The sequence below is a fragment of the Pseudoalteromonas sp. CO348 genome (assembly GCF_004208845.1).
Taxonomy (GTDB): domain Bacteria; phylum Pseudomonadota; class Gammaproteobacteria; order Enterobacterales; family Alteromonadaceae; genus Pseudoalteromonas; species Pseudoalteromonas maricaloris.
Genome location: NZ_SGPI01000016.1, coordinates 166,052 through 191,828 on the forward strand (window position 1 = coordinate 166,052; position 25,777 = coordinate 191,828).

Sequence of the window (25,777 nt, forward strand, 5' to 3'; positions counted from 1 at the left end):
AACGGGAATAGCAAGGATTAAAAGATGGACGCAACAGGCATAAAGAATCTCATAGACAAACTCAATCATCACAGCGCGACAGCGTTAGAAGCTGCGGCTGGATTCGCAGCGAGTCGAAAGCATTTTGAAGTGCTACCAGAGCATTACTTATTAAAGTTAATGGAAGAGCACAATGACGGCGATGTTGCGAAGATTTTACCTTTCTTCGAAGTTGATCAAGACGCATTGTGGAATAGTGCGCTCGAATTTATCAATCAACAAGATGCTGGTAACCCGAGCAAGCCGGTTTTCTCCCGTCGCCTCTATGAGTGGTTAGAAAAAGCATGGCTCAGCGCAAACATGCGCCATCAAAATGATTGGATCACAGGAGCTGCGCTGATTGACTCGTTCAAAGACATGGCGATATACAGCCCTGCATTTGGACTGGCGCGCGAGTTCGACAAGATTGATACGCACTTCTTAAAGCAGAATTTAAATAAGATCTGTAAAGGCTCGACTGAGCGTCAAGTATTTAGTAAGCCAAATGCTGACAACACGGTGTCGAATAGCCGTTCACAAGGTGAAAGCGCGCTGGAATCATTTTGTGAAGACCTCACTGAAAAAGCACGTTCTGGTGCAATTGACCCGGTTCTTGGGCGCAACGAAGAAATCCGTCTCGCAATTGATGTGTTGTGTCGTCGCCGCAAAAATAATCCAATCTTTGTCGGTGAGCCCGGTGTTGGTAAAACGGCAGTGGTAGAAGGGCTTGCTCAGCGCGTTGTTGAAGGGCAAGTTCCGCCAGAACTCAAAGAAGTTAAGATCTGCGTACTGGATATGGGGCTGCTACAAGCCGGAGCCGGCGTAAAAGGTGAATTTGAGCGTCGTCTTAAACAAGTCATTGATGAAGTAAAGAGTTCAGCGACGCCCGTTATCTTATTTATTGACGAAGCGCATACCTTGATTGGTGCTGGTGGCGACGCTGGCATGGGAGATGCCGCAAACCTACTAAAACCTGCGCTTGCACGTGGAGAAGTAAGAACACTTGCAGCAACGACATGGAGCGAATATAAAAAATATTTTGAGCGCGATGCTGCACTTGAACGCCGTTTTCAATTAATTAAAGTCGATGAGCCAACCGAGCAAGCGGCAAAGCTCATGCTCACGGGGCTGAAAGATAAATACGAAAAGCACCACCAAATTCAAATCACAGACAGTGCAATTGAAGCCGCGGTTACTTTGTCTGCACGATATATCACAGGTAGACAATTACCTGACAAAGCCATTGATGTACTAGATACTGCGGCTGCTATGGTCAGAATGGGACCGGCAACATCGCCTGTGGTGATTGATAAAGCCAAAGAGCAGATCCGTTACTATCAAAGCAGAATTGAACGCTTGGCGATCGAATCAAAGCTTGGGATTGCAGATCAAACCTGTATTCAAAGTCTCACCGATGCGCTTACACAAGCGCAAGAGCAGCTTGCTGAGCTTGAGCAAAGCCGTGAGCTGCAAATTGATACTTATAATGCCTTACACGGTGCGAGTGACGAAGAGAAACCTGCGATTAGACAAGCGCTTGCTGCGTTAAATCAAGATGACAATGCGATTTTCTCCGAAGTGACCAGTGATACGGTAGCGCAAGTGATCGCAAGTTGGACTGGGATCCCTGTAGGTAACATGGTGAAAGACGAGCTGGAGAACTTACTTAAGCTTGAGCAATCACTGGCACAAAGTGTTGTGGGGCAAAATGCTGGATTGACTGCGATTGCACAAACCTTACGGGTAGCAAAAGCGGGTGTATCGGCGTCGTCTGGGCCACTGGGCGTATTCTTATTAGCAGGTCCTTCTGGGGTTGGTAAAACCGAAACTGCAAAACACATAGCCGAACTACTATTTGGTGGCGAGAAGTTCTTAACCACGATAAACATGAGTGAATATCAAGAAGCACACACAGTATCACAACTCAAAGGCTCACCACCGGGTTATGTGGGTTATGGTGAAGGTGGGGTGTTAACCGAAGCTGTGCGCCAACGTCCATATTCTGTGGTGTTACTTGACGAAGTGGAAAAAGCCCACGCAGATGTCATGAATATGTTCTACCAAGTGTTTGAAATGGGTGTAATGCGTGATGGTGAAGGGCGTGAAATCGATTTTAGAAACACGGTTATCATCATGACTTCTAATTTAGGGGCCGAGCAAATCATCAATGCTTGTACACCAGAAACCGAGCAGCAGGCCATGCAGCAAATGGTGGATGGGATCATTCAGCAGGGTGTACCTGAAGACGAAGAAGCACAAGACAATAACGAAGAAGAAACACCGTTTGAGAGACCGAGCTTTCAGCAGCTAGTCAGCTTAATTAAGCCAAACTTGCTCGCGCATTTTGCACCAGCGCTTTTAGCACGGATGCAGGTTGTGCCTTTCTTCCCGCTTGATACTGATGTGTTAAAACATATCGTGGCACTAAAGTTAGAGAAGGTCGCAGCGCGACTTCGTGACAATCACGCTATACAACTGCGCGTAGATCAAACAGCGCTAGATTATCTAGCCGATAAATGCGCTATGTCTGATAGCGGCGCACGATTGGTTAACGCAACAATTGAACAACAAATTTTACCTGGGGTCGCTCGCTCCATTTTGGGCTTTATGAGCGAAGAAGATATGCCAGATCTGCTGACGCTGACACTGGATGAAAATGGTGAAATTGAAGCCGTATTCGCCGACTTAAGTTAACGGTAGATACGAGTAAGGAGACAAAAATGGAAATGTTCGCATCACTTGCCGATAAACTGCCTAAGGCAAACGAGAGTCACTTTGCAATCGAAATTGCGGGGTTGTCTGGGAGTTTATTTAAAGTATTGAGTTTTGAATCACAGAATGACAGCTTATGTAGTGACTATCGCTTCGATATTGAGGTGTTAAGTGAGGAACTAATTGAGCCTGATCTGGTGATTGGTAAAGATGTTACATTTTCCATTACGTGGGCGATGTCTGACAGAACGGTTTCGGGAATTATTACCGAATATGTCTGCCATGGTCGCAGTCATCAGGGCTACGTGTATACCTTATCCTTTCAATCACTTTTGGTGTTGCTCAAGCATCAACGATCTAATCGCGTTTTTACCGACATGTCTGCGGACGCTATCGTTAAAAGCGTGTTAGATAAGGCAGGGTTCCCGTCAGGAAAATTGCAACTGAAGGGATCATCACCTTCCCTTGCCATGACAGTGCAATACGACGAAAGTGACTTTGATTTTGTAACGCGTCTAATGCGCCGCTACGGTTTTGTTTACGGCAGCACAGAGTCAACGGGTAGCCAAGCCAACCTATCGGTATTTGCCAGCAGCAGTGATTTTTCTTCAGAGATGGAAGAGATCACTTTGCCTTATGCATCACCCACCGGACAGGTAAGACCGAGCGAGTCTGTCTTTGCCTTTTCTAAAAAAGCGAGCCTACTAAATAGCGGCTTTAGGCTGTATGACGAAGACTATGAAAAAGGCTGCGCACTGTCTGTGAATAGTAATAATCAAACAGAGGTTGGCGGCTTTGGTGAAGACAGTATATTTGCGGAAAACTTCATGACTGAAGGAGATGGCGACGCGCTTACCAAAGTGCACCAGCAAAGCATTGATTGTCAGCGGAATCTTTTTGTAATCGATACTGACTGTCGAGCGCTTCGTCCGGGTGTCGCTTTAACCATAACCGATCACCTTAATTACAGCGGTCGTTACTTAGTGGTGTCTGTTGCTCATAAAGGTTGCCAAGGCGGTAGCGTTGAATACGGTTCCAAGGTAAAAGGCTTAACCTATAAAAACCAAGCGACGATTATCCCAATTGATGTGCAGTTTAAAGCGCCTGTTATTAAGCGCAAAAAGGTCTTTGCATCTTTTAACGCCACGATTGAACAAGAAGTGGATGACAAAGGGCGCTATAAAGTCAAGCTGCCATTTAACCAAGATGGTGAAGGGGAAGAGAGTAAACCGACTCGGCTTATGCAGCACTATGGTGGGCCTGGTGGGCACGGCATGCACTTTCCTTTAAACAAAGGAACCGAGGTTATGGTGGCGGGCGAAAATGGTGACTTAGACAGGCCTATTATTCTCGGTGCGCTATTTAACGATGAGGCACTAAGCCCAGTAACTATTGAGAATTCCACCGAAAACAAATTGGTGACAAGAGCGGCAAACACTTTGTTGATGGATGACAAACAAGGCGAAGAGAAAATCCAATTGTTCACCAAAGCTCAAGAAAACATACTCGAATTTAATGCCACCGAAGGCAGCGAATTTATCAAGCTTGAAACCAAAAAAGGTTACATCGATATTAAATCGAAAGAAGCGATGACGCTGCAATCACAAGCGAATATTGTGGCACAAGCCGACAAAGAAATAAGCATTCGCGCAGAAGATGCGGTGTATATCCAAAGTATTGAGTCCAATATTGAGATCAATGCCAAAGAAGCGATTCAACTCACTGCAGACACCGACATTAAAATTCAGTCTGCTGACAGCAATATTCAATTTGAAGCGCAGCAATCCATTAATCTTGAGGCCGCGCAAGACATCAGTTACTTCAGTGTTGACGGTAATGTTGAGCTTGCGGCGCAAAATGGTAACTTCACCATCAATGCCGATAGAAACATTTCAATCGTTGGCCAAGGTAGCGGCTCAATTCAGCTTTCTCAAGGCGGCGGCAAAATAGAAATTGATGCGGCAGGTAATATTACCATTGATGCGAACAACTTGAACTTAAGCGCCAGCAACATTTCAGTGTCTGGCTCAGCAATTAGCCATAACTAAGCAGGGAGCAAAGTCATGAAAACCAATGTCATACAATTTCCACCATCGTTGAGTAACATCGTATGGCGTGTATCTGCCATTGATAAATTAGGCAAAGTGTTACGAGTGAAGTGTGACGAATCTAATTTAGAAATGAAGGTTAAAGGTCAACTAGACAGTGTGACACGCGTAAGTATTGACGATGAAGTGTTGCTACATAGCGTGGCAATGCCTATTGTTCTTGGTCGCTTATCGGCTCCGAATGACTTTCCGGCAGCGTCGGTGACAAATAACAACGGTACCGTGGTGTTAAATGGCGAGCAAAAAGTCTGTGTCAAAACCAAAAATGGCAGCATTGCTATTAACGGTAATGGTGAGATACAGCTCGAAGGTAAACTGCTAAACGCCGATATTGAGCAAGATCTCAGCCTCCAAGGCTGGCCAATTCGATTAAATTAAGCTGATACGGTGTGACTATGTTTTTAGCTGCAACCAAATTGGCCGTTCACCGTCAACAACTCAAGTCGCTTTGGCATCATTATCAAAAGTTTAATGCACGCCAAGTAGTTGAAACTGGGCGTTTGCATGCCCTTGAAAAACAACTATTAAATCATGTGTATACCTTAGCTGCGACGGACGAAGAACACTGGATAAACCACTCACAACTTGATTGTATCGCACACGGGTCGATTGACGATGTATTTACGTTAACCCAAGAGATTGACTCACCTCAGCTGTTATTACTCATTAACCATCTCTTTGGGACAAGAGCACTTGAAAATCAAGCTAGTGAAATCATCACGGCGATTAACAGCGAACCTGCGCTTGCTGAGCTGCTCATTCATAACTTGTCAGCATGGCGCATTGATTTAGGTGATGCACTCAGGCAGCGAATTTTATCAACAGATGAAAATTGGCCTACGAGCCTTATCTATTTAGCATTTAGTACGGCTAACTTGTCGCGCCACCAACTCATGGCCGCACTTGACCATAGCAACCCTGAAATTGCCTACACGGCATTGGTAAATATGTGGTTGTGTAATACAGAGCAACTTTCAGAGCACCTAGTAAAGCGGTTTGCGATGACAGATGATGCCGCGCTAAAAGCAAAATTATTGCAGCTGGCAGGTTTACTCGATGAGCCAAAATGGGATGAACCATGCTTACTTTATTGTCAGCATAATCCAAGCTACATTGCAGAAGTGTTTCCGTACTTTTCTCATATCCGCTCGTTACAAAATCTAGTTAAGTTACTCGAAGTCCCCAGTACCGCTCGTCCAGCTTACGAGGCGTGGAAACAAATCACCGATCTCGACTTGCCTGAAGAATTCGCAATAAGTGATGCGCAAACTGGCATTAAATCTCAAAAATCGCAAAAACTACCCAGTTTTAAGCAAGCAGAATACGAGCGCCAAGCCTTAATAACAGCAAATACCCAACATCAACTCGCGGGGCGTAAAGTCTCTGAGCCAGCGGCTTGGTTACAACAGGGGTTGGCTGGCCTTGCTATTCAGCGCAAGCTTTCCAAGATTTCCTCGCACGCACTTGGTGCTGCGCTTTTTTACATGCCGATGGCTTATCTTCAGTGGCAATCAGTGAAACAGGAGTTGAACCATGCTAGTGAATGAATCCGAGTGGCAAAGTAGCACGGTTGAGGCTTGGGATGAGGACAAAGATCCTATCGTAGTCATCGCTGTGAAGCAGAACTTTGAATACGACGTAAAGGGTAATGTGTATCCCGATCCAACTGGAGCGCCTGTTGTACTTGCTGATGACTTTGACGGTGAAGGGCTTGAAGCCAGCTTAACCGCCGTTAGCGAAGTTCAGCCTTATAAAACCGGTTTTGAAGTATATGGTGAATTGACCTGCTTTCCACCAACCGACAAACAAGCGCGAGTGATTGAAGTAGGACTCAAACTCGGCTGTAACGATAAGGTCTTTGTTGATAAATTACTTCGAGTTACTGGTGAGCGTGTGTGGAAGCGGTCTCTATTTGGACCCGTGGCGAGCGATCCACAAGTATTATCGTCCTGTGTATTAAATTATCAACTTGCCTATGGCGGCACGAGTCTGTCGGATGAAGAACAAGTTTCGACCCAAAACCCTCTTGGTCGTGGTTATAAGCTCAAGAATAAAGAAGCGAAAGGCCAGCCATTGCCGCAAGTGGAGTATGCTAATCAGGTATTAAAAAAACCGAGTCACGACACTGCGGTTGCAAGCTTTGCAGCGATCCCACCATTTTGGTCGCCAAGGGGTGACAAACTCCCAGAGGTTGACGAAGCCAAAGCCCTCGCGGGTAAGTTTCCATTTAAAGAAGTAGTCCCCGCTGCGCATTATCAAGTCGCGCCGCAAGACCAACAAACTCCAAACCCGTTTAGTGATGGCTGGTGGATTGAAATGATGGGCTTGACACCAGATTTACCTTATGGACAAAGCCTAAAGCTAACGTTGCCCAGAATCGTACCTCGCTGTCGTTTGGTTAATGGCCCAGACGCCACGCCTATTGATATGCAGTGTGATACGCTGGTAATTGACTCGCAAACACAGCAGTTTTCATTAATATGGCGAGGAAGGGTAAAAAAGAGCCAAACAGGCAGTAACAGTGTGTTCTTAGTAGAAGAGGCGCAAGCGCAAGGAGTGGCACATGCAGTTTGAATTAATCGCGCTAGAAACCCCCGCCGGTAACCACCCCAGTGCTATATATACCGCCGTCGCAAATAACATGCGCTTTTGCACACCAAGCAAAGCCATTGTTAGATATGATATAAGCCTCGATGCCCCATACTTGCGCGCGCAAATTGAAGAAATCTCGGTCACACGACGTAAAGACCGCTGTTTAGCCATTCTTGAATCTTTGTTAAGTCAGACAAAGCAACGGCTTGATGGCAGTGCCAACACGTGGGATGGCACCATTAATCTAATTACTGCCTACGCAAAAGCAGAAGAGCCATTTATAGAACTGTCCGATGTTAGGGCGCTTTGTGACCATCTTGATCTGAACGTTGACGATATTCAGTTGTATCAAGTGCTTGATACTGATTCGCTCTCGCCAAATAGTCTCTATGTATTTGTAGATAGTTGCGTTGGTTATGATGAAGCGTCAAAACCAAACTGGGTAGGCAAGCTACAAGTTGTTGACGGCCCTGAAGGTGTTGTATTAAGTGAAGGCGGTTGCGTACTGCTTGGTACAAACGCGAGTAAAGATGGATGCCAAATTAAAGCATATCAGGGCGGCTTAGGTGAGCTATTAAAAGAGCTGCACGCAGAGATAAGCGAGCCTTATATTTCGACCCGCTTACTCAGTGAGCAGTGGCAAAGAGAATGGCTCAATGCCAGCCGCGCCTTGTACCAAGAACACGACGCGTTAATTGAACTCAACAACACGGCAAATACCATTGGGTATATTGGCGCTGGCCATAATGCAATGGGACTTGCGGTTGCTAGTAGTTATTTACATAACCCGTTAAATCGCCATATTGACAGAGTGTGGCTGATCACAGAGCAAGAAAAACCACAATTAATCTCAGTAACAAGGAGTGTGTTATGAGCTTTATCGCAGCAGTAAAGGGAAAAGAGCCAGATTCGATTCAGTACGATCAAGATGCCATGTCTGCAATGCTGAGAGTAGGCGGGAGTGTGTCGTGGCGACATAACAATCCTGCATTGTTAAAGCTTACTATCGCAGCGAAAAATAATGGCGCCATTGGCTGTGTAAATGGGATTGCCGTATTTCCTGATAAAGCAAGCGGTGAAAACGCATTTATAGATGAGATTGCGCGGGCTAAATATGGCGATATGATGCTGGGTGAAATGATAACCAAGTTTGCCAGTGACTATATTGTCCCACCGCCAAACTGGAACGATGGAAAAAACGAGCCAATTCTACCTCATCAAGAGCCAGAGACTGGCATGGATATGCACATGCCCATTGACAACGCTCGGGCATTTTTAGATTTGGTTGAGCGCAAAATAGGATGGCAAGCTGGCACTGAGGAACAAATTGAAAAAGATGTAGATAGCGAAGCACAACAAGTCGGTATCGTAAGCGGCCAAAACGTATTAATTAATGGTCGCACCGCAGTCCATAAAGACAGTGGTGGCATGCTAAATACCATAGATGTTTGCTGGACTAAAATTGGTAAGGTTGTTGTGCCAATTCCTTATAGCAATCTCGCCAAATCAGGTGATGCAGCGAGCACGGCAAGCTCAGTAAAAATTAATGGTAACCCTGCAGCCAATATAAAAAGTAACTTTTCAAAAAGCACAGGTGACCAACCCGGTAAAAAGAAAGGCATTGCCAGTGGCACAATCAAAGGCAAAGCAGAGTTTATTACCAGCTCTTTTGATGTGTATATCGAAGGAAAACCCGCCGTGCGCCAAGGAGATCTTATGATCTCTAACAGTAAAAACACGCCACCTTCTCCCTTGAATCAACCGGGCGGTGCGGCCCCTAGCTCACTGTCAGTGGCAAAAAGAGATGCAACCCCCGATAAATCAGGAAGTAAAAAGTTAAAAGTAAGCGTATCAGGTAAAGAGTATTACAAGGATGGAGTGAAACTAGGATGAGTGATTTTACAGTACCAGACTTAACGAATCTTGAAACCGCTCACAGAGAGCTAGTTTTTGAAGGGCTAGCAAACGACCAAGAGAAAGTGTCTTTGATGGTTGCTGATACTAACCCAGATCTTGGCACCTCGGGATACTACAAAATACCACTTGGTACTTCTTCGGCGAATGACACTGCACAAGATGCAGAAGTGGAGTTGGTCCATATTTATCCATTGAGAATGGGGATAGAGGGAGAAGATCAGCTAAGAGAAGGATTTATCTATATTTACGTTGACGGACACTTATGGCGAGAGCTGGAAGTACTTCCAAGGGAAAATGGTGAAGGTGTCGCGTTTAAAGATGTCAATTTAGCCTTTCAAAAGGGTCATAGAGTTATTCGTGTTGCTGAATATTCGTATAAAAAAGATAACTATGGTAAAGAGTGTAGTGTAGACAATACAGAATTAGCACTTGAGATGGTTGATAAAGGTGAGCGAAAAGCCACCACAGAAGAATTAAGTACCATCATCGTCCCAAACAAGTTGTATGGTCAACAGTGTAGTGTAGAAATTGCTTATTCAGAAACTCAATGGAGCTGGAAGCAAATTGAAGCATTTGGCGGTATGGCTGAAACGGATCCGCGTTTAAATTATGGACCAAGTGTAAAGCCCGGTCTTAACGGAGACCAAGCGACCAACAGACGTGCCAACAGAATGCAAAAACTCGATAAACTGGCAAGTTTTAAGCAGGGTTACGATAATTCGACATTACCCGAACACCTAGTTTTACCTGTTCCAGATATGTCAGGTGTGCATGTACCGGTACTAGCCGACAGTTTAGGGTTAGCCCGTGACACCAGCGCCAGAGTTGCGATATACCGCAAGGAGTTGTTAAGCCTTCCCGTAGAATCAATACAACAAGATCCTGAATTTAAATCAGAGTCAAACACAGAACGTTTTGAACCTAGTCCAAACCAATTGGCAAAGCATTCGTTAGCAACTGCAATTCAGAGCACTTTCTTTCACTATCCAAATGGAATCAAAAAGAAGAAAGCACTCGGAGTGGAAGTTGATGAAGACGCCGAAGATCTTGCACAGCAGTATCGGCAGTATATAGAAGATAGCTTCAGCACCACTGAATTTAGAGAATATCTACACACTGACCGCGCCTTTGAACTTGGTCTATTAATTAACCAATCAAAAGCGAAGCTCTTTGAGATTATTAGCGACGAGCAGAAAAACAATTCTTTTTATTACTCTATTGAAGACTATGCCTACTACGATGATATACGCCGGTGCTTACTATACGCAGTATGCTCCGATGTACTCGGCCCAATAAAGGACTTAACCATTACCCTGATCAGTCATTTTGCGGTGTCAGACGATGATTTCAAAAAGTTAGATGAATTGGATGCGAATGACTTAGGGCAAGAATGTTGGCTAAAAGCGATGGGGACGCATCCGACTGAAAGGCTAAGATTAATTGAGCTGCTCTATCCTAAAAAGATAAAGGATGAGATGACTGCGTATGAGTGCCGTCTTAAAGGTTCAAACGACGAATTTGACACGCGCTTTGATCTTACGCTTATGCAAGATAACTTGCAGTCCTTACATGACAAAGACGCATCATATACAGATGCGGTAATACAAGTACTCCGAAGAGCATCACAAGCGATGTGGGGATTATTGGTGATTGGTCTCGAGGTCCCAACCGGATTAAATGCAGCGCAAGGGCAGGATATCAAATCGGTATACGGAGACCGTAAAGCCAAAGCAGAAAGGCTAGCGCTTGATACAAATGCACTAAAAGATGAAAAGGTGGCACTAGAGCGCTCTATTGAAGCTAAACAAGCGGAAATTAATGCTTACATTAAAGCGCGTAACCAAATTTTAAATGCAGCTGTTGCAGGAGGGATGAATCCTGACTCAGTAGTGGCACAGCTAGACTTACAAATAAAACGCCAAGAACAAGCATTACGTGATTTGAAAAAAACTGCTTCCAATGTGCAATATCAACTAACGAATGCAAAGAGAGAGCTTAGTGCATTGTCAAGCTCTATAGAGTATGCAAAATCAGCTAGATTTGAAAACAGTGTCAGAGGGGATCTCTTTGGTCGATTTAAGCAATTGGTAGATGTTTCGACAAATGGTTTGATAAAAGAGATTAACCTATCAATTGCAGACTATTTAGATGGCAATTTACCTGATGGATTTTTACCTCTGGACTTTCAGTCAAAAGCTGAACGAGCATCTAAGCGCCTGAATGAGCTGGAGAAAGCCGCAGAGGCATTTACTGGTAGCCATCGGAAGAATCCTGTAGCACACCCTTATGTCAGAACTGAGTTAGGTGGAGGACAGATTGTTCAGCAACAGTTAGATCATATTTTGTCTCTAGACGGTACCTTGGGTGAAATTGAAAAAACACTGGAGCGACAAAAAATAAAAGCCGAATTTGCACAAAAACGCTTACAGCAAAAAGTATTGGTGTTGGATGCGAGTCGGATTGAAAAACTTGATTTCCAAGTTGAAGAAATGAAAAGTGAGTTTTCGGAACTTGACAGTAAGATTGATGGAAAAAACTGGGAACTGGATAGTATTAAAAAAGAAGTGGATGCTTTGGAGAGACTATCAAAATTTAAAGTTCCCCCAAAAGTGTTTGAAACTATGCTACATGGCACTCTAGGGACTGTTGCAGTACTTGAAGTGTATAACTGTTTTAGCACGCTAGCTAAGGTTGAGGCTAGTGGGTTGTCAAAAGCATCAGCAGTGTTAGATCTTGCCGACATAATTTTTAATATTGGCTTAAATATTGTGGAAAAAAAACATGGTCTGCCAACGGCAGTTCAAATTAACTCAATTACCACTCAAAAGGCTGCTGGGGTGGGTGCGAAAATAGTTTCTCGTGCTTGGTTAGTTGTTGCGGGTACCTTTCTTACCTTAATTGCAAGCTCAGTAAGTGCATATGTCGCTTTTACTGATGCACTATCAGAAAAAGAAAGCGGTGATAAAGAACTATATTTTGGCAATATCACGTTAATGATGGGTTTTATTTCACTTGCAGCGTCTTCTTCTATAATTCTAGCCTCCTTTTTAACTCTCGGCATGGCTGCGAGTACAATTGCAACTCTTGGAGCGATCGCGAGTGTATTAGGGTTATTGGGTCTACTAATAATTTTAATCGGTGCTGGTTTACTGCTTATTTTTCATGAATCTGAAATTGAGGCTTGGCTAAATGCCTGTCCTTGGAGTAAAAAGCGCCAACAAAAATATAAAGACGATAGCAATAAGTCTTCTGCTGTAAGGGCATCAACATGGCAACAAAAAATGGAAAATGCATTAACCGATTTTTATAGTATGTTGTACTCTCCCTCGATAAATATTCAAAGATTTTTAAGTGTATTTAAAGTGCAGGTAAGCGCGCCACTAACCAATGAATTAGAAGGGTTTTCTGCTCGTTTCTATTGGTCAAAGGAAGGTGATGATAAAATACAGGAGATAAATCATCATCAGTTGGCCAAGCTTAGCAGTGGTTGGAAGCTATACCCTAATCGAACCGGTTATTACTTTGAGTTCACAGAAGGAAGACTCTGTGAACTATTAAACCTAGAAGTTGGTAGCTCTATTGAGTTAATCATAGAAGTAGAAAGTTATCCCAATGGCAAAGGTAAAAAAGTGATCGAGTGCGCTACTGAGTTGTACTCCTTGCCAACGGTGGTGACCAAAAAAGACGATGGTTATTTGATCACTAAAGGGGTTAGATACATTAAAGAACTATCCAGATTAAATCAAAAGTTCAGATTTCCTGAAAGGCCGCCAATAAGATAGAAGGAACCGAAGAATGAAAAAGATTGAAGATATGACTCAGGAAGAGTTAGATAGCTATTTGGCAAATAAAGCGAAGGAAAGAGAGCGATATTACCGAGAGGAAGCAACTGAAGAAGAAAAAGAAAGGAAAGCACAAAGAGATGCATACTTGGCTAGAGAGACAAGTTATCGTCGTAGTGGTATTTTTTATGAAGAACAAACAAAAGACCATCTCCATAACCTAAGCTATAAGGAACGACTTGCCAAGGCGGAAGAATTAAACGGTTGTAAGTTTAAAGACGCAAAACCCTGTAAAGACGCATTTGCGCCGAGAGACGATTTTGATGGCCCTAAACGCCTCTTTGGTGCTTGGAATTGTGACGGTGAAAAAGTTGCGGTAGTTCGTCACCCAAGCCTAATACTTTTTAGAATGGTAATCACCATATTGTCCGCAATTGCGGGATTTATGTTGATTGTACTGACACTGGTTGATGTATTTCTAATAGACTATTTATACTTGTGTTTGGCTGGTCTTTTCATCACGCCTTTCTTGTTGTTTAAATTTTCTGACGCTTTACGGTTTCTTGATAACATTGAGTTTAATCGTCATACCGGGTTAGTGAGAACACCTTACACCCTGTTTAGAAAACCATTTTATATTCCAATAGAAGACCTTGAATATGTGGTGGGCGTTGAGGTGAAAAGCGCAAGAGGAGGCGGCTCGTTCCAAACGGGTTATCTAAGTTGCAGAAAGTATCCAGAAAAGTTTTGGTTTGGTCACGCGATTGGACTTGGAGATGGTGGGAACCTAAACGATTGGGCTCAGATAAATCGGTTTATGGACACTACCCAACCGATAGATAGGTACTACTACGAAATCATGGAGTATCACTATAAGCTCGATAAGAACGCTCACTTTAACGGCCCATTTCCAGAGGTAATGAAAAAGTACTTTGATGCCGATGACTGCCAAGTAAACCGCTGGAAAGTGTGGTAGAGGGTTAGTATTACAAGTGCTTTATAGTAGTCAGCTAAAAGGAGTTGTTGATGAAAAAGATTGAAGATATGACTCAAGCAGAGTTAGATAAATATCTAAAGGAAAGAGCTAAGGAAAGAGAACGGTATTATCGAGAAGAAGCCACAGAAGAAGAGAAAAAAGTAAGAGAAGAAATACGTGAATACGTTGATAGAGAGAGCAAATACCTTATTAGTGGTATTTATTTTGAGGAACTACCAAAAGATCATCTTCATAACTTAAGCTATAAGGAACGCTTAGCCAAGGCTGAAGAACTAAATGGTTGTAAGTTTAAAGACGCAAAATCCTGTAAAGACAGATTTGCGCCGAGAGACGACTTTAGTGGTGTAAGTTACCCTAGCCAATGCGATGGTCGGGTTGTTTCGGTACCGCGCTCACCGGGATTATGGTCCCTTAGGCTACATGGGTTGGTATTAGGCCCTATCATTGGGATTTGTCTGCTAGGGGTAAGTATGACAGACGACAGTATGCCAGCTTGGCATTCATGGTTGGGGCTGTTTTTACTGACTGCATTCCCTTTAATAATGTACAAAATAGGGAATGCAATTCGTATTGTGGATGCAATCGAGTTTAACCGCCATACCGGATTGGTAAGAACGCCGTACACTTTATTCAGAAAGCCATTTTATATCCCCATAGAAGACCTAGAGTATGTTGTCGGTCCAGAAGTAAAAAATATGCGAGGTAGCGCATCGATGCAAACGGGTTACTTAAGTTGTAGAAAATACCCAGAACATTATTGGTTTGGAAATCGTATTGGTATTGCGGGAGGTGGCGATGCTCACGATTGGTCACAAATGAATAGGTTTATGGATATTACTCAGCCAATTGACGAGTACTATCACAGAGCTATGGAGTATACGTTTAAAAAGAATAGGAATGCTCATGGCAATGGCCCATTTCCCGAGGTGATGAAAAAGTACTTTGATGCAGATGACTGCCAAGTAAATCGCATGGAAGTGTGGTAGGGCATTAATCATTACAAGTGCTTTATGGTAGTCAACTAAAAGGAGTTGTTGATGAAAAAGATTGATGAGATGACTGAAGAAGAGCTAGATAGCTATTTGGCAAATAAAGCGAAGGAAAGAGAGCGGTATTATCGAGAAGAAGCAACTGAAGAAGAAAAAGAAGACTTTGCAAAAATTGAGGCATACTTGGCTAGAGAGGCAAGTTATAGTCGAAGTGGTGTTTTTTATGAAGAACAAACGAAAGATTATCTCCATAACCTAAGCTATAAGGAACGACTCGCCAAGGCTGAAGAATTAAACGGTTGTAAGTTTAAAGATGCAAAACCCTGCAAAGACGCGTTTGCGCCGAGAGACGATTTTGATGGCCCTACACGCCTTTTTGGCGCTTGGAATTGTGACGGTGAAAAAGTTGCGGTAGTTCGTCACCCAAGCCTAATACTTTTTAGAATGGTAATCACCATATTGTCCGCAATTGCTGGATTTATGTTGATTGTACTGACACTGGTTGATGCATTTCCGGTAGACTATTTATACTTGAGTTTGGCTGGTCTTTTCGTCACACCTTTCTTGTTGTTTAAATTTTCTGACGCTTTACGGTTTATTGATAACATAGAGTTTAATCGTCACACCGGGTTGGTGAGAACACCTTACACCCTGTTTAGAAAACCATTTTATATCCCAATAGAAGATCTTGAATATGTGGTGGGTGTTGAGGTGAAAAGCGCAAGAGGTGGCGGCTCGTTCCAAACGGGTTATCTAAGTTGCAGAAAATATCCTGAAAAATTTTGGTTTGGTCACGCGATCGGACTCGGAGATGGTGGAAACCTAAACGATTGGGCTCAGATAAATCGGTTTATGGATACTACCCAACCGATAGAAGAATATTACTACGAAATTATGGAGTATCACTATAAGCTCGATAAGAACGCCCACTTTAACGGCCCATTTCCAGAGGTAATGAAAAAGTACTTTGATGCTGATGATTGCCAAATAAACCGTTGGAAGGTGTGGTAGGGCGTTAATCATTACAAGTGCTTTAAGTAGTTAATCAAAAGGAGTTAATGGTGAAAGAGATAAAGGACATGACTCACGAGGAGATACATAATTATTTAGCAAAGAGGGCTAAAGAAAGACAAGTGCTCTACCAAAAAGGAGCTACTGAAGAAGAGAAGCGGGAAGCAGAACTAGAAGCATACAGTGATAGACGAGTAGGTTACTGCCTAAGTGAAGCTTATTATGAAGACCTACCCAAAGATCATCTCCATAACTTAAGCTATGAGGAACGCTTAGCCAAGGCTGAAGAACTAAACGGTTGTAAGTTTAAAGACGCAAAACCCTGTAAAGATGCTTTTGCTCCGAGAGATGCCTTTAGCGGCTCGAGTTACCCTAGCCAATGCGATGGTCGGGTTGTTTCCGTACCGCGCTCACCGGGATTATGGTCCCTTAGGCTACATGGGTTGGTATTAGGCCCTATTATTGGTATTTGTCTGCTAGGGGTAAGTATGACAGACGACAGTATGCCAGCTTGGCATTCATGGTTGGGGCTGTTTTTACTGACTGCATTCCCTTTAATAATGTACAAAATAGGGAATGCAATTCGTATTGTGGATGCAATCGAATTTAACCGCCATACCGGATTGGTAAGAACACCGTACACCTTATTCAGAAAGCCATTTTATATCCCAATAGAAGACTTAGAGTATGTAGTCGGTCCAGAAGTAAAAAATATGCAAGGTAGCGCATCGATGCAAACGGGTTACTTAAGTTGTAGAAAATACCCCGAGCACTATTGGTTTGGAAATCGTATTGGCATCGCGGGGGGCGGCGATGCTCACGATTGGTCACAAATGAATAGGTTTATGGATATTACTCAACCAATCAACCGATATTACTATAAAGCTATGGAGTATACGTTTAAGAAGAATAGAAATGCTCACGGCAATGGTCCATTTCCCGAGGTGATGAAGAAGTACTTTGATGCTGATGACTGCCAAGTAAACCGCTGGAAAGTGTGGTGATACGAATTCTAAAAACTTTTATCTGTAGATACGCGGGTCTCAGCATGATAGCTATTTCAACAAGCAATCCAATTTAATATCAGTCTCCAATTAGGTGGATACCAAGGTACCAGTAATAAAGCGGGTATTCATTTTTGGCCGTCTAGAGTGCATGTTAAGTTTTTGTGGCAAAGCAGCTGCATGTACTAAATGAGCCAAAAATTTAGGAGATTATGTAATGGATAGAAAATGGTTATTACCATCATTATTGGCATCAAGTAGCCTTCTGGTCGCATGTGGGGGCGGTAGTGATGACGATCCACAACCTGGCGATAACACCGGAGCCAAAGGTTCAATAAAAGTCATTGTACAGGGCTTACCCGCAGGTTCCGAGGCAGACCTAACGCTAACAGGTCCTTCAAGCTATAGCGAAGATATTTCTACCACCACTACACTCAATGCGCTTGCTACGGGTGAATATAAGCTAACCGCTACGTCTCGTTCTGTAAATCAGGCACTGTATCAACCAAATGAAGAATCAATCACCGTTGATTTAAGCAGCAATGAAGAAGAAACAATCACCATCACCTACCGGACATCAGTCAATGCAGAGGGAACAGTAACGGGATTTGGCAGTGTGTATGTGAACGGTGTGCGCTATGAAACGACACCGGAACAACAAGCAAACCTTAAAGTCGGTATGCAGGTTGACTTACAAGGTAAACAAGGAGCAGATGGTGGCTTTGCGGTTGCAGACTCTATTACCTACGACGCAACCGCTAAAGGTGTAGTGACTGCAGTAGACTATGCAAATCAAACAATTACCGTTTTAGGTCAAGAATTTGGTGTCGATAAGCGCACAAAGCTCACTATCGCATTTACTGAGTTAAATACGGGAGACTTTGTTGAGATCAGTGCGCTGCATCAAGGGCAGGGTCAATACATCGCTACCCGTATTGATGTTGAAGAACAAAATGGCGAGTTTGAGGTTGAAGGCAAGGTTTCTGAACTAAACCTTGATGCCAAGACATTTAAATTAGGCGCGCTTATTGTTGACTACAGTCAAGCAACAGCGGTTGAAGGCACAATAGAAAATGATGCAATAGTAGAAGTAGAAGCATCAAACTTACCTGTAGAAGGCGTTTTACTTGCGGATAGCGTCGAGGTTGAAAGCGCCAATTCAGCGCCTTCGGGAGCGGTGGCTAAATTCGAAGGAATAGTAACGCAAGTCAGTGACGATGCTTTTGCAATTGGCGGCCATACTTTTACATTGAGCGATGAGACTGACTTTAAGAAAGGTGACGATGACGACTTACAAGTCGGTATGCGTGTATTTGTACTTGCAGTTGCAACTGAAGAAGGTTTAATCGCCAAAAAAGTACGCTTTGATAAGCACTCTGAAATCGAATTAACCGGTGTCATTGACGCAATTGATCTTGAAGCACAAACACTTACGGTATTTGGTAGCAGTTATTTTGTAGATAACTATACCCAATTTGAAGATGAGTCAGATGCTGAGGACAAAGAGTTAAAACTCGAGAAGCTTAATATTGGCGATGTCGTTGAAATTGAAGCTTTTGGCTTTGAAGGTGCTTATGTCGTGAGAGACTTAGAGCGCATCTCTGCGAGTGATTTTAATGATCAGCAAGAGCATGAAGTTGAAGGAAAAGTTACTGCTGTGAATGCAGCTGAGCAGACAATCACTGTTGGTAAACTGGTCTTTGCTATCAATGGAGCAACCGAACTTGAGCTTGAGAGTGATGTTGATCTAACGGTATTTTTTGAACAAGTGGCGGCAGGTGATATCGCGGAAGTTGACTATGTGATCCAAGGTGATGCACTTATCGCCACGAAAGTTGAGGTTGACGACAAAGACGACGACTTTGATGACCTAACTTTTGAATTAACAGGTAAAGTTTCGGACTTTAACCCTGTCGATGCAACTTTTAGCCTCAATGGTAAAACCGTGTTTTTTGATGAAAACACCGAGTTTAAAAACGGCATATTTGTTAATGACGACTTCGTTGAAGTCAAAGCGATTCAGCGTGCCGACGGCTCAGTTTTTGCGCTTAAAATTGAAATCGAATCTGAAGACGGCATTGAGCTTGAAGTTGAAGGTGACGTCACCAACTTCGTCTCAGCGTCTGAGTTTATGGTGAATGGCATTTCAATTACCACGGATAACAATACTGAGTTTAAAGATGGAAGCAGTGAAAACTTAGCTAATGGCGTCTCTGTTGAAGTCGAAGGGGTGTTAACCCAAGATAACGTACTATTGGCTAAGAAAGTCGAATTTGATGATGACGATGCCGAAGAAGTAGAGATTGCGGGGGTTATCGAAGACTTAGTTAAGGACTCTCCGTTTGATTATCAGTTCAATCTCGGCGCGCAGCGTGTTCAAGTTACCGCAAACACAGAGTTTAAGCATGGTAATTTTGAAAAACTAGATAATGGTTTAGAAGTGGAAGTCGAAGGATACACCACAGATGGCGTGAAAGTGGTTGCTAAAGAGCTAAAGTTTCAAGCAATAAAGTACGTAGAAGTTGAGGGGTTAATCACGCAAGTTGATTCAGCAACCATGTTTTATGTACTTGACCAGCAAATTAAAGTGTCTGAGCAAACTCAGTTTGAAGATGGTAGTCAGTCTGATATTGCAACGGGTAAAAACGTTGAAGTGGAGGGCTATTTAGTAACCGAGGATGGTGAAACTTATATTCAAGCAGAAAAAGTAGAGCTCGAAGACTAAGTATTACTAAATGTTAAGTAAGCAATTAAAGCCTCCAATATGGAGGATTTTTTGTATATTTATCACTTAAAAGTTAATTCACTTCTCCTGACTTAGTACCGTCATATTTCTAGCACTTAACTGCCATAAAAGCTTAGCTTTCTTGACTTTTTTCCCTCGTATAGTGACACCCGCCACGCAAAACGCAACGGTTTATTCTGACTCGCTGTGCTTCTTGGTTCAGCTTCTATGAAGTGGAATAAGAAGAGACGTGAATTGGTATTACTGAAATAACTAAAAGCATGCGCACGGGTATGCAAACAAAGTAAAGAAAGGACTTATGAAAACAAAACTACTTCCAATCGCACTACTGTGCGGTGCCACAAGCATTATGACTGGTTGCTCAGATTCAGATAACAATGTTGATATAAACGTGCCGAAAGGACCTGATATTCCAAAAGAGGGCACTGCGGTGTCTTTGCGTTTACTAGAAACCACAGATTTGCATGCAAATGTATTGAACTACAACTACTTTTCAGATAAGCAAGATGACAAAGTGGGTCTAGTGAAAACTGCGGCGTTAATCCATCAAGCGAGAAGCCAAGTAAAAAACTCCATGCTGGTAGATAATGGCGATCTGATCCAAGGTAGTCCGCTTGGCGACTATATGGCGAAAATCAAAAACCTCAAAGAGGGAGAAGTTCATCCTGTTTATAAGGCCATGAACACACTAGAGTACGATGTCGCGAATATTGGTAATCATGAGTTTAACTTTGGCTTAGCGTTTTTAGACGAAGCAATCGACGATGCGAATTTTCCCTATATTAGTGCAAACGTATTTAAGGTTGATGGTGACGAAGATGAAACAAATGATGTGCCGTTATTTAAGCCTTACCTAATTCAAGAAAAACAATTCTTTGACGAGAATGACAAGCTTCAGGTGATTAAAGTCGGCTTTATCGGGTTTGTTCCACCGCAAATCATGCAATGGGATAAGGCCAATCTTGAAGGCAAAGTGATCGCCAAAGACATCGTAAAAATGGCAAAACACTACGTACCTAAGATGAAAGCTGAAGGCGCGGATATTGTCGTTGCTATTCCGCACTCAGGCCTAGACGTGTCAGCCGATAAGCCAATGGCTGAAAATGCATCTTATGCTTTGTCCAAGGTGGATGATATAGACGCCATTATGTTTGGTCACGCGCATGCAAACTTCCCAGGTTCGGGCTATGCAGACTTAGCGGCACATGGTGTTGATAATGATAAAGGCACAATCAATGGCGTTGCGGCTGTAATGCCTGGTTTTTGGGGCAATCATCTTGGTGTAATTGACCTAGATATCCAATTTAAATCAGGTAAATGGGTGGTGGTTGACTCACAGTCGACGCTGAAAGCTATCTATGAAACGGATGAAAATCGTAACACCATATCTTTGGTAGAAAGCGATGCGGCAATTGAAGCAGCGGTACATCGTGAGCATGCTGAAACTCGCGCATGGGTGAATGAGCCTTTTGCTAAAATTACCAACACAGTGAACAGCTATTTTGCGTTAGTGAATGACGATCCCTCAATCCAAATCGTGACTGACGCACAAGCATGGTATACAGCAAAAATCGTGCAAGGTACTGAGCTTGATGGATTACCTATTCTGTCTGCGGGTGCGCCTTTTAGAGCAGGGCGTGGCGGGCCAGATGACTTTACCGCAATACCTGCAGGTGATATCGCCTATCGTAACGTTGCGGATATGTACATTTACCCGAACGTACTTAAGGTGTTGAAGCTCAAGGGCAGCGAAGTGCGCGAATGGCTTGAAATGTCTGCAGGACAGTTCAATCAAATCACACCAAATACTGAAGGCGTTCAAGCGCTGATCAATCCAGACTTTCCTTCATATAACTATGATGTACTAGATGGTGTGACGTATCAAATTGATGTCACTGAGCCTGCACGCTACGCGGCCAACGGTGAAAAGGTATCAAACGGTAACCGCATTAAGGCATTGAAGTATCAAGGTGAGGTGGTGAAGGACGACCAAGTATTCTTGGTTGCAACGAATAACTATCGTGCATCTGGTGGCGGTAATTTCCCAAATATTAAGGGAGATAAAATCGTTGTCGACTCGCCAAATGAGAACCGTCAGGTCGTTGCTGACTATATTACTTTTGTTAGCGACCAAAATGGTGCTGCAGGACTTGATCCGTCCGCCGATATGAACTGGTCATTTGCACCTGTAGTTGGCGCCAATATTGAATTCTTTAGCTCAACCAGTGCGGATGCTGAAACTTACAGTCAGCAATTTAATCATATTCTACCTACCGGCAAAACCGACGAAAGAGGTTTTGCACTTTATCAGCTGGATTTAACACAACCGCTGAACTAATACACTACGCCGCCATATTTTGGCGGCTTTTTTATTGCTTCTTTTTATAATTTTCAACGGGATTTGACGAATGAAACAAGTAAACTTCAAGCTTTGCAGCGTAGTTTTGGCTGCAGCTATATCCACCTCTGTATTTGCAGCGCAGCCGTATGACTGGAATAACCACATTCCAGTCAAAACACCAAGTACAAACAACAATGGTAAGACAGTATTATTTGATGTGTCACACGGTGGCGTAGAGGGAAATGCCGACTGGGTTATTGATGGTGCGTTTTCAGACTTTGCGGATGCATTAGTTAATGAAGGATATACCGTAAAAGAATATCGTGGTGTTGATTTAAACAATGACGGCAAGATTAGATTCTTTGACGACCGCACCTCTCAAAGCAATCAAAATGAAGCGGTTATCAGCTACGATGCGATTAAAGATGCAGATGTTTTTGTATTGGCAGAAACTAACCGTCCTTTCACTCAATCAGAGCAAGCGGCGTTATTGCAGTTTGTTGCGGATGGAAAAGGGATATTTTTTATTGCAGATCATTATGACGCGGATCGTAATCTAAATACGTGGGATGCCACTGAAGTCTTTAACGGCTACAACCGCTCAGATCTGGCCAAGTATAATCTAGGAGGTGAGTACGGTGACTGGCGTAATCCAAAATCAGCAGACATGGGATGGCTTGCAGAAAACTTTGGGATCCGCTTTCGCTTTAATGCCGCGGATTACAAACAAGGCGTAAGTGGTATTGAGTCTGCGAGCAAAACAGAAGGGATCACACTTGGAGTTACTCCTGTATTGATGGCCGCAGGCGCGACACTTGCGATTGTAGATGAACAAAAAGCGAAAGGCTTGGTTTATTTTTCACCTTCAGATACACCGGCTAAATGGCGTCATGCTAAAGATGATGGACTTTACTTTGGTGGTAGAAATGAAGGCCCGTATGTTGCTATCTCAAAAGCAGGGTTAGGCAAAGCCGCATTTATTGGTGATTCTTCTCCAATTGAAGACGCTACGCCTAAGTACAAGCGTCAGGATAATGGCAATAGTAAAAAGACGTACCCCGGCTGGACAGACAGTGGTAATGCGGCTGTACTTTCGGTCAACATCATCAATTGGCTAGCAACGCCTGAGTCGTATCAGTACTTTGATGGTACTAACGGTCATGCAAGCGGTGAAGTAACACCAGTGCCAATGGCGCCGCAAGAAATGTCTGATCCAAACAATGGTCAACCATGGGGGACGCCTGCATCGGGTTTTGATGCATGGAATACAGATAGCTATAAAAATAACTCTTTCAATGCGCCTTATGGTTCAGGGCAAACCAACCCAGATCCTAATCCCGATCCAGAGCCAACTCCTGATGGCGCGATTTCTGTAGCACAGGCACTTGCTGCTTCAGCTGGGTCTAAATTTACTGTGTTAGGTAAAGTGACAGCCGAAGTAAACGGTATCTATGGCCTATTACTCACAGATACTGCCAACGCATCGTTAAGTATCAACGTAAAGCTTGAATCTGCTCAGCGCAGTGACTTTAACCCGCAACTCAATCCTGAGATCCTTGGTCAATCAGTCATAGTGACTGGTACTCGAGACAGTTATATGGGTGAGGCTGGTATTCGTTATGTAAGCGATATTCAGATTGCACCAGTGGCATTGTCGGTTGAGCAGGCGCTTGCAACCGCCGAGGGCAATGAAATTGAGCTTATAGGGCGTGTTAAATCTGCCCTTAATGATATCTATGCTCTAGTACTTGAGGACAGCCAAAATCCAACTCATACGATAAATGTTAAACTTGAAAGTCACCAGCGTGCTGCATTTAGTCCGCAGCTTAATCCATCCATTCTTGATTCTACTTTAGTTATCAAAGGTGTTCGCTCATTGTATATGAGTGCACCGGGGATACGAGAAGTAAGTGAGATACAAACCGTTGGTACAACGACAGAGCCATCTAGTGATATGAGTGTTGCTGACGTATTAGCGCTAAATAATGGCTCAGCAGTGGTAGTCAGTGGCAAAATCACAGCTGCTGTAAACGATATCTATGCGCTTGAATTAAGCGACCCAACAGTTGCTGGCAACAAGCTATATATTAAGTTGGAATCAGCTCAGCGCGATGCATTTAGTCCCAAGCTTAACCCGAGCTTGATTGGTAAATCACTGAGAGTTGAAGGGATTAAAAATGACTATATGAGTCATCCCGGTGTTCGTAATGTTACTTCACTTGTATTGTTAAATTAAATCAGTGTAATTGACCCTCCTTAAAGTAGGCATAGCGACGTTTATGTCTACTTTATTCTAAGCGTTATTCCTGTATATTCTTTGTTCATTCATTATTTCACAAACTACACTTTTGAGGTCATTTACCTAGTTTGGATGGTAATGATTTTTATTTGTGTTAGTGTGTCGGCGTTATAGTGACATAAACTCGCCAGCTGCAATGCTTAGTCGAGATCAGTAGGTGCTATTGCATAGTGTTTACTGAAAGGAATAGTGTTTTTAACTTTGGAACAAACTACATGAAATGCGTTTGCTTAATACTCTCTCTTTTATCCTTTAACCTTTATGCTGCAGCGGTCAATGTTGTGGTCACTGATGTAAAGCAACAACAGCTTGAACGAACATTGTCTTTAACGGGCTCAATTAGTGCAGCACAATACGCACAAGTGTCAAGTTTAACCGATGGTGTAATAACTAAGATTTCAGCTGAAGCCGGTGATATTGTTGAAGCAAATACTGTACTGCTGAGTCTCGATGCCGCTTTAGTAAAAGCTGAGCTGAAAAGTGTAGAAGCTGCACTTGAGCGCGCCAAGGTCGATCGCAACAATGCGATAAGGTTGGTAAAAGAAGCACAGTCTCTGTCGCAGCAAAAATTATTTGCGCAAACTGAGCTTGCTGACAGAGAGGCTAAGTTACAAGCATCAGAAGCCACGCTTTTAGAAGCACAAGCTAAGATAGCTTATCAGCGAGAGCTCGTTAACCGCCATCAATTAAAAGCGCCTTTTACGGGGGTGATAGCAAAGCGCACGGTTAATTTAGGTGAGTGGGTGACGCGTGGACAAACGGTGTTTGAATTAGTGAGTAGCGATATTCTGTGGCTCGATTTGCGAGTGCCACAAGAATACTTTCAGCTTATTAACCTTGGCCGCGTCGTTAATTTTAGTGTTGCAAGCGCGCCAAGCGTGCAGCATCAAGCTCATGTATTGGCAAAACTTCCTGTCGTTGACAAAACCAGTCGCTCGTTTCTATTAAGATTGGCAATCCCAACAGATGCGCAGTTGCGTGTCGGCGCATCGGCTACTGCAAAACTGCCGCTAATCCGAACACAAGACCACAGCGTGATTATTCCTAGCGATGCGATTTTGCGCCATCCCGACGGTGGGTTCAGTGTCTTTGTGGCCGTTGACGGTCAAGCAAAGCGGTTAAACGTTCAAATTGGTGAGCGAATTAATGGTCATATTGAAGTTTTATCAGGCTTAGAGATAGGGCAACAAGTGGTGGTTGAAGGCAATGAGTTATTGCAAGAAGGCCAGGCATTAAACATTGTACCGGGTTTATAGGAGCG

The 25,777-nt window shown here is 43.3% G+C and carries 16 protein-coding genes; all 16 read left to right on the forward strand.

What is annotated here, in order from left to right; all coding sequences use genetic code 11:
• The first annotated feature begins 24 nt into the window (after positions 1–24).
• The 16 genes from tssH to EXT48_RS07355 all read left to right on the forward strand — a co-directional run bounded on the left by tssH (position 25) and on the right by EXT48_RS07355 (position 25,772).
• Positions 25–2,712, forward strand: coding sequence for a type VI secretion system ATPase TssH (gene tssH / locus EXT48_RS07280; RefSeq protein ID WP_130164037.1), 2,688 nt, complete (start codon positions 25–27; stop codon positions 2,710–2,712).
• Positions 2,713–2,738: 26 nt separating this feature from the next.
• Positions 2,739–4,778, forward strand: a complete 2,040-nt coding sequence (locus EXT48_RS07285; RefSeq protein ID WP_130164038.1) for a type VI secretion system Vgr family protein — start codon at positions 2,739–2,741, stop codon at positions 4,776–4,778.
• Positions 4,779–4,793: 15 nt separating this feature from the next.
• Positions 4,794–5,216: a hypothetical protein gene (locus EXT48_RS07290; protein WP_130164039.1), complete on the forward strand. Its 423-nt coding sequence runs from the start codon at positions 4,794–4,796 to the stop codon at positions 5,214–5,216.
• 17 nt (positions 5,217–5,233) lie between these two features.
• Positions 5,234–6,385, forward strand: a complete 1,152-nt coding sequence (locus tag EXT48_RS07295) for a hypothetical protein (RefSeq protein ID WP_130164040.1) — start codon at positions 5,234–5,236, stop codon at positions 6,383–6,385.
• Positions 6,372–7,412, forward strand: coding sequence for a DUF2169 domain-containing protein (locus tag EXT48_RS07300; protein WP_239359310.1), 1,041 nt, complete (start codon positions 6,372–6,374; stop codon positions 7,410–7,412). Before EXT48_RS07295 ends, EXT48_RS07300 begins: the two co-directional genes overlap by 14 nt.
• Positions 7,402–8,304: a hypothetical protein gene (locus EXT48_RS07305; protein ID WP_130164041.1), complete on the forward strand. Its 903-nt coding sequence runs from the start codon at positions 7,402–7,404 to the stop codon at positions 8,302–8,304. Before EXT48_RS07300 ends, EXT48_RS07305 begins: the two co-directional genes overlap by 11 nt.
• Positions 8,301–9,323 carry a DUF4150 domain-containing protein gene (locus EXT48_RS07310; protein ID WP_130164042.1) on the forward strand — a complete coding sequence of 341 codons (1,023 nt, stop codon included), beginning with the start codon at positions 8,301–8,303 and terminating at the stop codon, positions 9,321–9,323. Before EXT48_RS07305 ends, EXT48_RS07310 begins: the two co-directional genes overlap by 4 nt.
• Positions 9,320–13,129, forward strand: coding sequence for a toxin VasX (locus EXT48_RS07315; protein WP_130164043.1), 3,810 nt, complete (start codon positions 9,320–9,322; stop codon positions 13,127–13,129). The genes EXT48_RS07310 and EXT48_RS07315 overlap by 4 nt, the downstream gene beginning before the upstream one ends.
• A gap of 13 nt (positions 13,130–13,142) precedes the next feature.
• Positions 13,143–14,105, forward strand: coding sequence for a hypothetical protein (locus tag EXT48_RS07320; protein ID WP_130164044.1), 963 nt, complete (start codon positions 13,143–13,145; stop codon positions 14,103–14,105).
• Between the two features lie 50 nt (positions 14,106–14,155).
• A complete protein-coding gene (locus tag EXT48_RS07325) occupies positions 14,156–15,112 on the forward strand; it encodes a hypothetical protein (protein WP_130164045.1) in 957 nt (318 codons plus the stop codon).
• Positions 15,113–15,163: 51 nt separating this feature from the next.
• The gene (locus EXT48_RS07330; protein WP_130164046.1) at positions 15,164–16,126 is read left to right on the forward strand and encodes a hypothetical protein; all 963 of its coding nucleotides are present in this window, start codon (positions 15,164–15,166) and stop codon (positions 16,124–16,126) included.
• A gap of 47 nt (positions 16,127–16,173) precedes the next feature.
• Complete coding sequence (locus tag EXT48_RS07335; protein WP_240703358.1) at positions 16,174–17,130, forward strand: hypothetical protein; 957 nt, start codon at positions 16,174–16,176, stop codon at positions 17,128–17,130.
• Positions 17,131–17,347: 217 nt separating this feature from the next.
• A complete protein-coding gene (locus tag EXT48_RS07340; RefSeq protein ID WP_130164047.1) occupies positions 17,348–19,855 on the forward strand; it encodes a DUF5666 domain-containing protein in 2,508 nt (835 codons plus the stop codon).
• Between the two features lie 319 nt (positions 19,856–20,174).
• The gene (locus EXT48_RS07345; RefSeq protein WP_130164048.1) at positions 20,175–22,214 is read left to right on the forward strand and encodes a bifunctional 2',3'-cyclic-nucleotide 2'-phosphodiesterase/3'-nucleotidase; all 2,040 of its coding nucleotides are present in this window, start codon (positions 20,175–20,177) and stop codon (positions 22,212–22,214) included.
• A gap of 70 nt (positions 22,215–22,284) precedes the next feature.
• A complete protein-coding gene (locus EXT48_RS07350) occupies positions 22,285–24,453 on the forward strand; it encodes a DUF6359 domain-containing protein (protein ID WP_130164049.1) in 2,169 nt (722 codons plus the stop codon).
• Positions 24,454–24,731: 278 nt separating this feature from the next.
• Complete coding sequence (locus EXT48_RS07355) at positions 24,732–25,772, forward strand: efflux RND transporter periplasmic adaptor subunit (protein WP_130164050.1); 1,041 nt, start codon at positions 24,732–24,734, stop codon at positions 25,770–25,772.
• Positions 25,773–25,777 lie beyond the last annotated feature (5 nt).

What these genes read in the sequence shown, in the direction of transcription:
- EXT48_RS07330 (WP_130164046.1), top strand. Translation starts at nt 15,164, where the DNA reads ATGAAAAAGATTGATGAGATGACTGAAGAAGAGCTAGATAGCTATTTG.
- EXT48_RS07290 (WP_130164039.1), top strand. Translation starts at nt 4,794, where the DNA reads ATGAAAACCAATGTCATACAATTTCCACCATCGTTGAGTAACATCGTA.
- EXT48_RS07325 (WP_130164045.1), top strand. Translation starts at nt 14,156, where the DNA reads ATGAAAAAGATTGAAGATATGACTCAAGCAGAGTTAGATAAATATCTA.
- EXT48_RS07310 (WP_130164042.1), top strand. Translation starts at nt 8,301, where the DNA reads ATGAGCTTTATCGCAGCAGTAAAGGGAAAAGAGCCAGATTCGATTCAG.
- EXT48_RS07345 (WP_130164048.1), top strand. Translation starts at nt 20,175, where the DNA reads ATGAAAACAAAACTACTTCCAATCGCACTACTGTGCGGTGCCACAAGC.
- EXT48_RS07295 (WP_130164040.1), top strand. Translation starts at nt 5,234, where the DNA reads ATGTTTTTAGCTGCAACCAAATTGGCCGTTCACCGTCAACAACTCAAG.
- tssH (WP_130164037.1), top strand. Translation starts at nt 25, where the DNA reads ATGGACGCAACAGGCATAAAGAATCTCATAGACAAACTCAATCATCAC.
- EXT48_RS07315 (WP_130164043.1), top strand. Translation starts at nt 9,320, where the DNA reads ATGAGTGATTTTACAGTACCAGACTTAACGAATCTTGAAACCGCTCAC.
- EXT48_RS07335 (WP_240703358.1), top strand. Translation starts at nt 16,174, where the DNA reads ATGGTGAAAGAGATAAAGGACATGACTCACGAGGAGATACATAATTAT.
- EXT48_RS07300 (WP_239359310.1), top strand. Translation starts at nt 6,372, where the DNA reads ATGCTAGTGAATGAATCCGAGTGGCAAAGTAGCACGGTTGAGGCTTGG.
- EXT48_RS07340 (WP_130164047.1), top strand. Translation starts at nt 17,348, where the DNA reads ATGGATAGAAAATGGTTATTACCATCATTATTGGCATCAAGTAGCCTT.
- EXT48_RS07355 (WP_130164050.1), top strand. Translation starts at nt 24,732, where the DNA reads ATGAAATGCGTTTGCTTAATACTCTCTCTTTTATCCTTTAACCTTTAT.
- EXT48_RS07305 (WP_130164041.1), top strand. Translation starts at nt 7,402, where the DNA reads ATGCAGTTTGAATTAATCGCGCTAGAAACCCCCGCCGGTAACCACCCC.
- EXT48_RS07350 (WP_130164049.1), top strand. Translation starts at nt 22,285, where the DNA reads ATGAAACAAGTAAACTTCAAGCTTTGCAGCGTAGTTTTGGCTGCAGCT.
- EXT48_RS07285 (WP_130164038.1), top strand. Translation starts at nt 2,739, where the DNA reads ATGGAAATGTTCGCATCACTTGCCGATAAACTGCCTAAGGCAAACGAG.
- EXT48_RS07320 (WP_130164044.1), top strand. Translation starts at nt 13,143, where the DNA reads ATGAAAAAGATTGAAGATATGACTCAGGAAGAGTTAGATAGCTATTTG.